Origin of the sequence: Streptomyces sp. NPDC059582, from assembly GCF_042735715.1 — a bacterium.
Taxonomy (GTDB): domain Bacteria; phylum Actinomycetota; class Actinomycetes; order Streptomycetales; family Streptomycetaceae; genus Streptomyces.
The window spans coordinates 164,091-176,950 of the sequence record NZ_JBHWCC010000008.1; the positions used below are offsets into that span (position 1 = coordinate 164,091).

The following is a 12,860-nucleotide window of genomic DNA, read 5'->3' on the forward strand; positions in this document are numbered from 1 at the left end:
GTAGCCACGCCGCCCGGAGGCCGAGATGACAGAGCAGCAGCCCCTCTCCACCGAGTCCATCGCCTTCCGCGCCGCCCTCGACGTCATCCGCGCCGTCGAGCCGCGCGTCGCCGACGCCATCGGCCAGGAGGTCGCCGATCAGCGCGAGATGCTCAAGCTGATCGCCTCCGAGAACTACGCCTCCCCGGCCACCCTCCTGGCCATGGGCAACTGGTTCAGCGACAAGTACGCCGAAGGCACCGTCGGCCGCCGCTTCTACGCCGGCTGCCGCAACGTCGACACCGTCGAGGCCCTCGCCGCCGAACACGCCCGCGAGCTGTTCGGCGCCCGCCACGCCTACGTCCAGCCGCACTCCGGCATCGACGCCAACCTCGTCGCCTTCTGGGCCGTGCTCGCCCAGCGCGTCGAGACCCCCGCCCTGGAGAAGGCGGGCGTGCGCCAGGTCAACGACCTCTCCGAGGCCGACTGGGCCGAGCTGCGCCGCGCCTTCGGCAACCAGCGCATGCTGGGCATGTCCCTGGACGCGGGCGGCCACCTCACCCACGGTTTCCGCCCGAACATCTCAGGAAAGATGTTCGACCAGCGCTCCTACGGCACCGACCCCGCCACCGGCCTCATCGACTACGAGGCACTGCGCGCCTCCGCCCGCGAGTTCAAGCCGCTCATCATCGTCGCCGGCTACTCCGCCTACCCCCGTCTCGTGAACTTCCGCATCATGCGCGAGATCGCCGACGAGGTCGGCGCCACGCTCATGGTCGACATGGCCCACTTCGCGGGCCTGGTCGCCGGCAAGGTCCTCACCGGCGACTTCGACCCGGTCCCGCACGCCCAGATCGTCACCACGACCACCCACAAGTCGCTGCGCGGCCCGCGCGGCGGCATGGTCCTGTGCGACGACTCCCTCAAGGACCAGGTCGACCGTGGCTGCCCGATGGTCCTCGGCGGCCCGCTCCCGCACGTCATGGCCGCCAAGGCCGTCGCCCTGGCCGAGGCACGTCAGCCCTCCTTCCAGGACTACGCCCAGCGCATCGTCGACAACTCCCGCGCGCTGGCGGACGGCCTGATGCGGCGGGGCGCCACCCTCGTGACCGGCGGCACGGACAACCACCTCAACCTGATCGACGTCACCTCCTCCTACGGCCTCACCGGCCGCCAGGCCGAGGCCGCCCTGCTGGAATCCGGGATCGTCACCAACCGCAACGCCATCCCGTCCGACTCCAACGGCGCCTGGTACACCTCCGGCATCCGCATCGGCACCCCCGCCCTGACCACCCGCGGCCTGGGCACCGCCGAGATGGACGAGGTCGCCGGCCTCATCGACCGCGTCCTGACCACCGCCGAGGCCGGCACCACCTCCAAGGGCGCCCCCTCCAAGGCCCAGCACATCCTCGACCCGAAGATCGCGGACGAGATCTCGCACCGTGCCTCGGACCTCGTCTCGACCTTCCCGCTGTACCCGGAGATCGACCTCGGCGTCTGACACCGCTGGTCCCGGTCAGACGGGGCCGACACGGGTCAGTACAGGTCACTGCGGGTCGGTACAGATCACTGCGGGCCAGGGAAAAGGCCCTAGAGGTCGATCAGCTCCTGGTGCGGCTCCTCCCGCGGCGGTCCGGCAGCGCGCCGGGCCGCCGCGCGGCGTATCAGCAGCGTCCCGCCGGAGCCCAGGGCGATGCCCGCGGCCAGTCCGGGCAGCGTCCACCACCAGTGAGCCCACCCGTCGTCGCCCGCGCCCGGCACGGAGGCCTGCACGGTGACCGTCCCCGTGTCGGCTTCCGGCGTGGCCGTGGCGTCCTGCGACTGCCACGGTGCCGGGGGGATGCCGGAGTAGCCCGCGCCCGAGGCCTTGCCCGCCACGCCCATCTTCTCGAGCAGGGCGCGCAGTTCGACGGGGTGGTCGGCGCGGTGCCAGTAACCGTTCAGGTTCTCGGGCACGTTGGCCGCGGTGTGGATCCAGACCGCCCGCGGCCCGGACTCGACGGGGAAGACCCGGTCCAGCCGCCAGGGCGATATGTCGTGCGCCAGCCACGTGACGTTGATCTGCGAGGCGAGGCTCAGATCGGCCTCCGGCGGCTTGTCACGCGTGCCCGTGCCCGAGGGGCCGAGCAGCTGTGCCAGCTTGTCGTACTCCTTGTCCGAGTAGTACCGCGCGGTGGCCTTCCCGCTTCCGGGTGAGGTCACCAGCACACTGGTCGGGCCGCCCGCCGAAGCGGACGACGCGCCCCACAGCATCAGTGTGAGCGTCATCGCCAACGCCCCGGTCAGCGCTCCGAGTTCACGAACCGCGCGTTTCCGTCCGCCCATCATGTCCCCCAACCGTCCGTCCCTGGCGGTCCGTCCGTGGGCCGCCTGTCACTTCTGGTACACCGCCCGACCCGCCGGGGTTCCCACCTCGCCCGCACTGTTCCGAACTGCTGCGAGGATTTCCGTGGCCCGTGGGCGCGTCCCTACCCGACGCCGTCCGCGCCCTCTCCCGAGACGCCACCCGTGAGCGACAGGGCGATCTCCACCGCCCGTTCCTTCGACGCCACCCCCTCCAGCCGCAGCGTCACGTCATCGGATCCCGTGCCGGTGCCGGTGTCCGTGGCATGGGTCCACAGCAGCGTCGGCCCCGCCGTCCGCTGCTCGCGGGTGAAGCGGGTGCCGTCCGCGTCCACCAGCCAGAAACTCAGCAGGTGCGGCCGCGGGAACCACAGCGCCGGGTCCTGGAGGCCACCGACCGGGGGCGCGGTGCCCAGCGACAGCCACTCCGGCTGTTCACGCACGGTCTTGGCGAAGCCCACGTCCAGCCGCGCCGGGAACTCGTCCAGCCGGACGACATGCCCCCGCTCCCGCCAGCACAGGCTCACCAGGGACCGCCCGCGCGGCTCCCCGGTCACCGTCACCGTGTCCGGCACGCCGAGCGCCCGCGGCACCAGTGGCTCGAAGCCGGTCCGCCGCGCGGCCTGCGCGAGCGACACCGAGCGTCCGCAGCCCGGGACCTCGGCACCCGGCGAGGGCACCGCCGACGGGTCGTACCGCACCTCGACCCCGCCGAAGCCGAACCAGTCGAAGACCGCCGCCCGCACCGGGGGCGTGAGCACGAGCACCGCCAGCAGCGCGCACAGCGTCGCCGTCAGCGAGCGCCACCGCGCCCCCGTCCAGCGCCGCAGCGCCCGCAGCCGCTCAGCGCGCCCCGGCGGCTCGGCCACCGGCACCGGCAGCCGCTCGGCGAGTATCCGCTCCAGCACCCGCTCGGCCATCGACTCCGACCGGGCCGCCGTCCCGGGAGGGTCCAGCGACCGCCCGAGCTCCCGCAGCTCGTCCGGGAGCCGGCCGCGCGCACCCTCGTACGACCCCCTGCCCTCACTCATGATCACCACCTCCTTCCCGGGGCCGGAAGTCCGGCAGGAGCCGCCCCAGCCTGCGCAGCGCGCGGTTCAGCCGGGACTTCACCGTGCCGCGGGGCCAGCCCAGCGCCTGCGCGGTCTCGGACTCGTCCATCTCCAGGAGATAGCGGTAGGTGACGACCAGCCGATGTTCCTCGCTCAGCTTCTCCAGGGCGGTCAGCAGTGCCGCGCGGCGCTCCGCATCCAGCGTCGCGACCGCCGGGTCCGCCGACTCCGGTATCAGCGGCTCCGCCTCCGCGAAGGCCGCCTCCCGGCCGGCGAGCGTGCGCTGCCGCGCCGCCGTGCGCATGGTGTTCCTCGTCTCATTGGCGACGATCGAGAGCAGCCACGGCTTGAACGCCGCGCCGTCCCGGAACCGCCCCAGCGAGCAGTAGGCCTTCACGAAGGCCTGCTGCACCACGTCCTCCGCGTCCGCCCCCGCCCCGAGCGCGGCGGCCGCCCGCAGCGCGATGCCCGTATGGGCCCGCACCAGCTGCGCGTACGCCTCCGGCTCTCCGGCGCGTACGCGTGCGATCACCGCGGCCTCATCGACGATGCGGCCCCCCTCCCGCGTCCTCACATTCTTGTTACACCGCAGGAGACGGATCGGTTCCCACCCGTCGCGGACCAGTTCGTGCGGGATCGCGCGGGACCCGGCCGCCCGCTGGACGAGCGAATGGCGCGAGCCGGGAATCCCCCGCTGTTTTTAGGGGGGGCCTTCAACTGAGAGAATGGTGAACATGGCCTCTGATCGACCCCGCGTGCTCTCCGGAATCCAGCCCACCGCAGGCTCGTTCCACCTCGGCAACTATCTCGGCGCCGTCCGCCAGTGGGTGGCCCTGCAGGAGTCCCACGACGCGTTCTACATGGTCGTGGACCTGCACGCGATCACGGTCCCGCAGGACCCGGCGGAGCTGCGTGCCAACACGCGCCTGGCCACCGCCCAGCTCCTCGCGGCCGGTCTCGACCCGGAGCGCTGCACGCTCTTCGTCCAGAGCCATGTGCCCGAGCACGCCCAGCTCGCCTGGATCATGAACTGCCTCACCGGCTTCGGCGAGGCATCGCGCATGACCCAGTTCAAGGACAAGTCCGCCAGGCAGGGCGCCGACCGGGCGTCCGTCGGCCTGTTCACGTACCCGATCCTCCAGGTCGCCGACATCCTGCTCTACCAGGCCAACGAGGTCCCGGTCGGCGAGGACCAGCGCCAGCACATCGAGCTGACCCGTGACCTCGCCGAGCGCTTCAACGGCCGCTTCGGCCCGACCTTCACCATCCCGAAGCCGTACATCCTCAAGGAGACGGCGAAGATCTACGACCTCCAGGATCCGTCGATCAAGATGAGCAAGTCGGCGTCCACGCCGAAGGGCCTCATCAACCTCCTCGACGACCCCAAGGCCACCGCCAAGAAGGTTCGCAGCGCGGTCACCGACACCGACACCGTCATCCGCTTCGACCCGCAGGACAAGCCGGGCGTGAGCAACCTGCTCTCCATCTACTCGACCCTCACCGGGGCGGGTGTCGCCGAACTGGAAGAGAAGTACGACGGCAAGGGTTACGGTGCGCTGAAGACGGACCTGGCCGAGGTCATGGTCGAGTTCGTGACGCCGTTCCGGGAGCGCACGCAGCAGTACCTGGACGACCCGGAGACGCTGGACTCGATCCTGGCCAAGGGCGCGGAGAAGGCGCGCGCGGTCGCCGCGGAGACCCTCTCCCAGGCGTACGAGAGGGTCGGCTTCCTGCCCGCCAAGCACTGAGGCGCACCACCGCACACACGTACCACTGGGCAGAGCGCTGCACATCACTACGGCTGCGCCTGCCCACAGCCCAGCCGTGGCCTTACAGTCGATAGCCGGACGGCTGAGAACAAACCCGGCACCCATCCGGGATACATCCGACACGACGACAGGAGACGACGTGGGGACCGTAACGATCGGCGTGTCGATCGCGGTCCCGGAGCCTCACGGCAGCCAGCTCCAGCAGCTGCGCGCGGGCTTCGGCGACGCCGCGGCTCACGGCATCCCCACCCACGTCACCCTGCTGCCCCCGACCGAGGTCGCCGCGGCCGTGCTCCCCGCGGTCGAGGCGCACCTCGTCGAGGTCGCGGGCGTCGGCCGCCCCTTCCCGATGCGGCTGCGCGGCACCGGCACCTTCCGGCCCCTGTCGCCGGTGGTGTACGTGCGGATCGTCGCCGGCACCGAGTCCTGCGCCTGGCTTCAGCAGCAGATCCGGGCCGCCTCCGGGCCGGTCGCCCGGGACCTTCCGTTCCCGTACCACCCGCACGTCACGGTGGCGCACGGTATCGACGACGCAGCCATGGACCGTGCCTTCGCGGAGCTCGCCGACTACGAGGCCGAGTGGCCGTGCACCGGCTTCGCCCTCTACGAGCAGGGACCCGACGGGGTGTGGCGCAAGCTGCGGGAGTTCCCCTTCGGAGGAGCGGTGGTACCGCCGCAGGCCGGCCCCGTGGAGCACGGCTCCCTCCCCACCCGGTAGGACCAACCTGGTAGGACCGGCCCGGTGGACCAACCTGGTAGGACCGGCCCGGTAGGACCAGTGCGGCGCCGACCGGACCAGCCCGGACGGCACACCTAGACCGGCAGCCGACGGAAGACCCCCCGCGGCAGATGCCGCAGCGCCGCCATCACCAGCCGCAGCGCCCCGGGCACCCACACCGTCTCCGAGCGTCGGCGCAGACCCAGCTCGATGGCCGTGGCGACCGCCTCCGGTGTCGTCGCGAGCGGCGCCTCCTCCAGCCCCTCGGTCATCTTCGACCGGACGAACCCGGGGCGTACGACCATGACGTGCACGCCGGTGCCGTGCAGCGCGTCGCCCAGGCCCTGGGCGAAGACGTCCAGGCCGGCCTTGCTGGAGCCGTAGATGAAGTTCGAGCGGCGGGCGCGCTCGCCGGCGACCGAGGACAGCACCACGAGCGAGCCGTGGCCCTGCGTCTGGAGCGCGCGGGCGCTGACGAGTCCGGCGGACACCGCGCCCGTGTAGTTGGTCTGCGCGACGCGCACCGCGTTCGCCGGTTCGCGCTCGTCGTGCGCCTGGTCGCCGAGGACGCCGAAGGCGAGCAGCACCATGTCGATGTCGCCCTCCGCGAAGACCTTGCCGAGCACGGTCTCGTGGGAGTCGGGGTCGAGCGCGTCGAAGGCGACGGTGTGCACGTCGGCACCGAGCGCGCGCAGGTGTGCCGCGGCCTGTTCGAGGCCGGGGGACGGGCGTCCGGCCAGCCACACCGTGCGGGTGCGGCGGGCGATCAGGCGGCGCGCGGTGGCGAGCGCGATCTCCGACGTGCCGCCGAGGACGAGCAGGGACTGGGGGATGCCGAAGGCGTCCTTCATGACAGCTCCTAGCGAGTGGCGAGGGGATCGCGATGGGGTCGGGGGGTCTCAGAGGCCGAGGCGCCGGGACAGGTCGGACGTGAAGACACCGCCCGGGTCGAGCTCCGCGCGCAGCTCCTGGAATTCGGCGAGCCGCGGGTACATCGCGCCGAGCAGCTCGGGCCGCAGCCGGGAGTCCTTGGCGAGGTAGACCCGCCCGCCCGCGGCGGCCACCTCGTGGTCCAGCTCGTCGAGGAGGGTGCCGAGGCCGGGCAGCCCGGCCGGGATGTCCAGGGCGAGGGTCCAGCCGGGCACCGGGAAGGACAGCCAGCCCGGGTCGGCGTCGCCGAAGCGCTTGAGGACGGCGAGGAAGGACGGGCAGCGGTGTCGCGCGATGCGCCGCACGATCCGGCGCAAGGCCTCCTCCTCGCCGTGTCCGACGACGAACTGGTACTGCACGAAGCCGCCGCGGCCGTAGACGCGGTTCCAGTGGGGGACCCCGTCCAGCGGGTGGAAGAAGGCCGAGATCTTCTGCAGTTCGCCGGTACGCGCGTGGGGCGCCTTCCGGTACCAGAACTCGTTGAACAATCCCACGGTTCGCCGGCTGAGCAGTCCCTCGGGCAGGAAGGCGGGCGCGGCCGGCAGCCGCAACGGCCGGAAGGCGAACGGGTCCCTACGCGCGCGTGCGCCTTTCGGCAGCGCGTCCAGCGGCGCGTGGTCGCCGCGCGTCAGCACCGCGCGCCCGGTCGCCGCGCCGCGCGCCAGCAGGTCGATCCACGCGACCGAGTAGCGGTAGAGGTGGTCGGTGGCCGTCATACGGGCCATCAGGTCGTCGAGGTCCGTGGCGCGTTCGGTGTCGACGGACATGAGCGAGGTCTCTACGGGCTGGAGCCGCAGGGTGGCGGTGAGGATCACCCCGGTCAGGCCCATGCCGCCCGCGGTCGCGTCGAACAGGGGCGTGCCCTGGCTCACCGTCCGGACCGAGCCGTCCGCGGTGAGCAGTTCCAGCGACAGCACATGGCGGGAGAAGGAGCCCGACACATGGTGGTTCTTGCCGTGGATGTCCGCGCCGATCGCTCCGCCGACCGTCACGTGACGGGTGCCGGGGGTCACCGGCACGAACCATCCGAGGGGCAGCAGGATCTGCATCAGCCGGTGCAGGGAGACGCCCGCGGCGCAGAGCACGGTCCCGCCGTCGGCGTCGATCGCGTGGACGCGGTCCAGGCCCGTCATGTCGAACACCGCGCCGCCGGCGTTCTGCGCCGCGTCCCCGTACGCCCGTCCCAGCCCTCTGGGGATGCCGCCGCGGGCTCCGCAGTCCCGGACGGCGACCACGGCCTCCTCGTACGTCCTGGGCCGGACCAGACGGGCTGTGGAGGGAGCGGTGCGGCCCCATCCCGTGACGGAAACGGTGTCGGCAGGCATGACGGTGACCGTATCGCCCTTGTATGAGGGATTAGTTCTGAAACATAGCTACCCTCCCCGAAATGGGTGATTAATGGGATGTCGCTCAATATTGCCGGAGTTCCAGCGGTGTCGGCGTGAACAGTGAACACACATGGACGACATGGACCACATGGAGCACAGAGTCGACCTCGACCACCGCATCCTTTCGGCGTTCCACGCCCGCGGCACGGACCCCCGCGTCGCGGGTGCCGCCCGTGCCCTGTCCCGCGTGGGGGAGCACGGCGCGCTCTGGGTCGCGGCGGGCCTCGCGGGAGCCGCGGTGGACGGCGCGCGACGCGGTGCCTGGCTGCGCGGGACCGCGCTCACCGCCGGCGCGCACGTCGTCAGCATGGGGGTGAAGCGGGTCGTGCGCCGTCCGCGCCCCACCCACGTCCGCCCCCGGGTGCGCACCGCCGGACGGCACTCCTTCCCGAGCTCGCACGCGACCTCCGCCGCGGCCGCCGCCGTCGCCTACGGAACGCTCGGGGCGTACGTCGTCCCGCCGCTCGCCGCCGCGATGTGCCTCTCCCGCCTGATCGTCGGCGTCCACTACCCCTCGGACGTGGCGGCGGGCGCCGCCCTCGGAGCGCTCACGGCGCTGCTCGGAGCGCGTTGGATGAGCAGGGGTGCCGATGACTGAGACCGCGCCTTCACCGCGCGCCCCACGCGCTCCGGAAACGTCTCTTCTGGAGCAGCGCACCCGGCGCGAGCGACCCGCACCGCACCCGCGCGCAGGCGCCGTCCTGAGCGGCCTCCTGAGGACCGCGCGCCCTAAACAGTGGGTCAAGAACGTCCTGGTCCTGGCCGCCCCGGCGGCCGCGGGCCGGCTCTTCTCCGCCCACGCGGCCACCCGACTCGCCCTGGTCTTCGCCCTGTTCACGGCCTGCGCCGCCGCCGTCTACCTGATCAACGACGCCCGGGACGCCGAGGCCGACCGCGCCCACCCCACCAAGCGCCACCGCCCGGTGGCCGCCGGGCGGGTGCCGGTGCCGCTCGCGTACGCCGTGGGAACCGCCCTGGCCGTGCTGGCGCCGGCCGCCGCCGCGTGGCTGACCTCGCCCGCCGTCGCGGCCCTGCTGACGGCGTACATCGGCATGCAACTGGCGTACTGCGTCAGCCTCAAGCACGTCCTCGTGGTGGATCTCGCCGTCGTCACGACCGGCTTCCTGATGCGGGCGATGATCGGCGGGCTCGCGCTCGGCATCCCGCTGTCGCGCTGGTTCCTGATCACGACCGGATTCGGGGCCCTGTTCATGGTGGCGGCCAAGCGCTACTCGGAAGCCGTCCAGATGGCCGGAAAAGCGGGTGCCACGCGCGCGTTGCTCACCGAGTACACCACCGGTTACCTCCGCTTCGTCTGGCAGCTGGCCGCCGGGGTCGCCGTCCTCGCCTACTGCCTGTGGGCCCTGGAGGAGGGCGGGGTCCCGCACACCGGCCTGCTGCCCTGGCGCCAGCTGTCGATGGTCGCCTTCATCCTGGCCGTCCTGCGCTACGCCGTCTTCGCCGACCGCGGCACCGCGGGCGAACCCGAGGAGGTCGTCCTGCGCGACCGCGCCCTCGCCCTCATCGGCCTGGTCTGGCTCGCGATGTACGGGCTGGCGGTGGCCAATTGGTGAATGGCCCGGCGAGCGGGCCGGTGAGCCGCCCCCCGCGTGGCCCGGTGCGTGGCCCGTTGAGCGGACAGGTGCGCCCGGCCGCGAACCGAGCAGCGAGCCGCCCGGCCGCGAGCCGGGCGGTGCGTCGCCCGGCGTGGGGTGCGGCGGGGCGGCGGCCCGCGCGTGGACCCACCGTCCGCCTCCCGCACCGCGAACTCCTCGGCTTCGCCACCGTCGGCCTCGTCGCGTACGCCGTCGACCTGGCCCTCTTCGCCTACCTGCGCGGCCCCGCCGCCCTCGACCCGCTCTCCGCCAAAGCCCTGTCCTTCGCCGCGGGCTGCACGGTCGCCTACGCGGGCAACGCCCTCGGTCCGTACCGGGGCCGCTGCGGCTCGCCCTGGCGCCGCTACGCCGTCTTCCTCGCCGTGAACCTCGCCGGCGCGCTGGTGCAGTTGCTGTGCCTGACCGTCAGCCACTACGGCCTCGGTCTCACCTCCCCGCGCGCGGACATCGTCTCCGGAGCGGGAGTCGGCATGGCGCTGGCCACTGTCCTGCGGTTCTGGGGTACCAGGACACTTGTCTTCCGCGTGGAGGAGGACAAGGGCGACGAGGGCAGGGTCGGATCATGGACTGGCTGAAGAAGCTTCCCGGGATCGGGCCGTTGCTGACGCGCCTGATGACCACGCACGCGTGGCGCTCGTACGAGCGTCTGGACCGGGTGAAGTGGACGCGGCTCGCCGCCGCGATGACGTTCATCAGCTTCATCGCGCTCTTCCCGCTGCTGACGGTGGCCGCGGCGATCGCCGCGGCCACGCTCAGCACCGAACGGCAGAAGACGATCGAGAACCAGATCGCCGACCAGGTCCCCGGCATCTCCGAACAGCTCGACCTCGACGCGCTGATCCAGAACGCCGGCACCGTCGGCCTCATCGCGGGCGCCGTCCTGCTGTTCACCGGCATCGGCTGGGTCGGCCAGATGCGCGAGTGCCTGCGCGCGGTGTGGGAGCTGCCCGACAGCGAGGAGAACCCCCTCCTGCGCAAGGCCAAGGACACCGGCGTCCTGCTCGGCCTCGGCGGCGCCGTGCTGATCACGTTCGCCGCGTCCGCCGTCGCCTCGTCCGCCGTCGGCTGGAGCGCCCGGCACATCGGGCTCGACGAGCACAGCTGGGGCAGCGTCCTGCTCCAGATCATCGCGTTCGCCGTCGCCGTGCTCGCCGACTTCCTGGTGCTCCTGTACGTCCTCACCCTGCTGCCGGGCGTCGAACCGCGGCGCCGCCGGCTGGTCGTGGCGGCACTGATCGGCGCGGTCGGCTTCGAACTGCTGAAACTGCTGCTGAGCGGCTACATGCAGGGCGTCGCCACCAAGAGCATGTACGGGGCGTTCGGCGTCCCCGTCGCCCTGCTGCTGTGGATCAACTTCACCACGAAGCTGCTGTTGTTCTGCGCCTCCTGGACGGCGACGCAGAGCAAGGAGACCGAGCTCAGCGGCGACGACGCACCAGATCCGGCAGCGGCCACCGACGGTTGACCAGGAACGCGCCGCCCGCGAGCAGCACCAGCAGCCCGCCGATGACCGCGAGCGCGATACCGATCCCGCCGGATCCGTCGTCGGCCGAGGCGGCGGCCACCGGCGTCGAGGACGTCGTACCGGTGCCGTCGTCGGCGCCACCGGCCTCACCGGCCGCAGCGGTGGCCTCCGGCTGGCCGCTCTGGTCGGTGCCCTTCGGCGGCACCAGCTCGCCCACCGGCCGCACCTTGCCGGCCGCCTTGAAGCCCCAGTCGAAGAGCTTCGCGGTCTCCTTGTAGACCTCGTTGTGTTCGTCCTTCTCCGGCTTCATGACCGTGACGAGCAGCACCCGGCCGTCGCGCTCGGCGACACCGGTGAAGGTGGCGCCCGCGTTGGTGGTGTTGCCGTTCTTGACGCCGGCGATGCCCTGGTAGACCGAGATGTCGCTGTCGCCGCTGAGCAGCCGGTTGGTGTTCTGGATCTCGAAGGACTCGCGGACCGTCTTGCCCTTGTCGTCCTTCTTCGTCTCGCCCGGGAAATCGGCCCGCACGGTCGAGCAGTACTCGCGGAAGTCCGCCTTCTGCAGCCCCGAGCGGGCGAACAGCGTCAGGTCGTACGCGGAGGAGACCTGGCCGCCGGCGTCGTAACCGTCCGGGGTCACCACGTTCGTGTCGAGGGCCTGGAGCTCCTCGGCGTGCTCGTTCATCTCCTTGACGGTGTTGGCGGTGCCGTGGTTCATCGACGACAGCACGTGCACCGCGTCGTTCCCGGAACGCAGGAAGACGCCGAGCCACAGGTCGTGGACCGTGTAGGTCTCGTTCTCCTTTATCCCGACCATGCTGGACCCGGATCCGATGCCCGCCAGGTCTGCGGAGGTGACCTTGCGCTTCTCGGTCTTCGGGAACTTCGGCAGCAGGGTGTCGGCGAACAGCATCTTCAGGGTGCTCGCCGGGGGCAGCCGCCAGTGGGCGTTGTTCGCGGCGAGCACCTCGCCGGACTCGGCGTCGGCGACGATCCAGGAGCGCGCGGTCAGGTCCTTCGGCAGCACGGGGGCCCCGGCGCCCAGATTGACCTGTGCTCCGGCCCGGCCGAGCTGCGCACCGCCCACGCTCGACATGTGCGCCGGGGGAGTGGCCGACGGACTGGTCGAGGGCGTGGCGGACGGACTCGTCGACGGACCCGGGGCCGCGAGGGCGGCGGGCGCGGTCAGCGCGAGGGACAACAAGGTCGCGGAGGCGACCAGCAGGCGCCGCCTGCCGGTCTTCAGGGGTGCGGGCACGACCGAGAACGTACATGCCGCACCCCGCGATGTCCCAGCACCCACCCCACCCCGGTAACGGAACCGGACACCGGGCGGCGATACTGAACGTATGAAGCTCAGCCGCCGGATCTCCTGGTTCCTGCTCGCCTTCGGAGTGTGGAGCTGGGTCATCTGGGTCACTTTCGTCAAAAACCTGATCAAGGACAGCAGCGGGCTCGCGTTCGACGACGGGCATCCCACCGCGTACTTCTGGGTGCATCTGACGCTCGCCGTCGTCTCCTTCGTATTGGGGACGGTCGTCGGGGGCATCGGGTTGCGCGGACTGCGCGCACTGCGCCGCACGTCATAACGACAACGGGG

At 71.8% G+C, this 12,860-nt stretch carries 14 protein-coding genes; 8 read left to right on the forward strand and 6 right to left on the reverse strand.

The window, feature by feature from the left end; all coding sequences use genetic code 11:
* Positions 1-25 precede the first annotated feature (25 nt).
* On the forward strand, positions 26-1,480 hold the full coding sequence (locus tag ACFV0T_RS10415) for a glycine hydroxymethyltransferase (RefSeq protein WP_385776567.1): 1,455 nt from the start codon (positions 26-28) through the stop codon (positions 1,478-1,480).
* 89 nt (positions 1,481-1,569) lie between these two features.
* Here the strand turns inward: ACFV0T_RS10415 and ACFV0T_RS10420 are convergent, their stop codons facing one another.
* The 3 genes from ACFV0T_RS10420 to ACFV0T_RS10430 all read right to left on the reverse strand — a co-directional run bounded on the left by ACFV0T_RS10420 (position 1,570) and on the right by ACFV0T_RS10430 (position 3,948).
* Positions 1,570-2,247, reverse strand: a complete 678-nt coding sequence (locus ACFV0T_RS10420) for a hypothetical protein (protein ID WP_385776569.1) — start codon at positions 2,245-2,247, stop codon at positions 1,570-1,572.
* A 200-nt stretch (positions 2,248-2,447) separates the two neighbouring features.
* A complete protein-coding gene (locus ACFV0T_RS10425) occupies positions 2,448-3,353 on the reverse strand; it encodes a hypothetical protein (protein ID WP_385776571.1) in 906 nt (301 codons plus the stop codon).
* Positions 3,346-3,948 carry an RNA polymerase sigma factor gene (locus ACFV0T_RS10430; protein ID WP_385776573.1) on the reverse strand — a complete coding sequence of 201 codons (603 nt, stop codon included), beginning with the start codon at positions 3,946-3,948 and terminating at the stop codon, positions 3,346-3,348. The genes ACFV0T_RS10425 and ACFV0T_RS10430 overlap by 8 nt, the downstream gene beginning before the upstream one ends.
* Positions 3,949-4,108: 160 nt before the next feature.
* Here ACFV0T_RS10430 and trpS point away from each other — a divergent pair, with 160 nt between their 5' ends.
* Both trpS and ACFV0T_RS10440 read left to right on the forward strand, forming a co-directional pair.
* On the forward strand, positions 4,109-5,122 hold the full coding sequence (trpS, locus tag ACFV0T_RS10435; RefSeq protein ID WP_385776575.1) for a tryptophan--tRNA ligase: 1,014 nt from the start codon (positions 4,109-4,111) through the stop codon (positions 5,120-5,122).
* A gap of 160 nt (positions 5,123-5,282) precedes the next feature.
* Positions 5,283-5,861, forward strand: coding sequence for a 2'-5' RNA ligase family protein (locus ACFV0T_RS10440; RefSeq protein ID WP_385776577.1), 579 nt, complete (start codon positions 5,283-5,285; stop codon positions 5,859-5,861).
* Positions 5,862-5,956: 95 nt separating this feature from the next.
* Here the strand turns inward: ACFV0T_RS10440 and ACFV0T_RS10445 are convergent, their stop codons facing one another.
* Positions 5,957-6,712 (reverse strand): decaprenylphospho-beta-D-erythro-pentofuranosid-2-ulose 2-reductase, encoded by a 756-nt coding sequence (locus ACFV0T_RS10445; RefSeq protein WP_385776579.1) that lies wholly within the window; start codon positions 6,710-6,712, stop codon positions 5,957-5,959.
* A 48-nt stretch (positions 6,713-6,760) separates the two neighbouring features.
* The gene (locus ACFV0T_RS10450; protein WP_385776581.1) at positions 6,761-8,116 is read right to left on the reverse strand and encodes an FAD-binding protein; all 1,356 of its coding nucleotides are present in this window, start codon (positions 8,114-8,116) and stop codon (positions 6,761-6,763) included.
* Between the two features lie 133 nt (positions 8,117-8,249).
* Between ACFV0T_RS10450 and ACFV0T_RS10455 the strand changes: the two genes are divergently transcribed.
* The 4 genes from ACFV0T_RS10455 to ACFV0T_RS10470 all read left to right on the forward strand — a co-directional run bounded on the left by ACFV0T_RS10455 (position 8,250) and on the right by ACFV0T_RS10470 (position 11,260).
* Positions 8,250-8,777, forward strand: coding sequence for a phosphatase PAP2 family protein (locus ACFV0T_RS10455; protein ID WP_385776583.1), 528 nt, complete (start codon positions 8,250-8,252; stop codon positions 8,775-8,777).
* Entirely contained in the window at positions 8,770-9,753 is a 984-nt protein-coding gene (locus tag ACFV0T_RS10460; RefSeq protein WP_385776585.1) for a decaprenyl-phosphate phosphoribosyltransferase, read from the forward strand. The genes ACFV0T_RS10455 and ACFV0T_RS10460 overlap by 8 nt, the downstream gene beginning before the upstream one ends.
* 119 nt (positions 9,754-9,872) lie before the next feature.
* Complete coding sequence (locus ACFV0T_RS10465; RefSeq protein WP_385776587.1) at positions 9,873-10,370, forward strand: GtrA family protein; 498 nt, start codon at positions 9,873-9,875, stop codon at positions 10,368-10,370.
* Entirely contained in the window at positions 10,358-11,260 is a 903-nt protein-coding gene (locus ACFV0T_RS10470) for a YihY/virulence factor BrkB family protein (protein ID WP_385776589.1), read from the forward strand. Before ACFV0T_RS10465 ends, ACFV0T_RS10470 begins: the two co-directional genes overlap by 13 nt.
* Here ACFV0T_RS10470 and ACFV0T_RS10475 read toward each other — a convergent pair.
* Positions 11,214-12,518, reverse strand: a complete 1,305-nt coding sequence (locus ACFV0T_RS10475) for a D-alanyl-D-alanine carboxypeptidase family protein (RefSeq protein ID WP_385776591.1) — start codon at positions 12,516-12,518, stop codon at positions 11,214-11,216. The two genes, ACFV0T_RS10470 and ACFV0T_RS10475, sit on opposite strands and share 47 nt — an antisense overlap.
* Before the next feature lie 91 nt (positions 12,519-12,609).
* Between ACFV0T_RS10475 and ACFV0T_RS10480 the strand changes: the two genes are divergently transcribed.
* Entirely contained in the window at positions 12,610-12,849 is a 240-nt protein-coding gene (locus tag ACFV0T_RS10480) for an SCO4848 family membrane protein (RefSeq protein ID WP_385776593.1), read from the forward strand.
* The last annotated feature ends 11 nt before the right edge of the window (positions 12,850-12,860 follow it).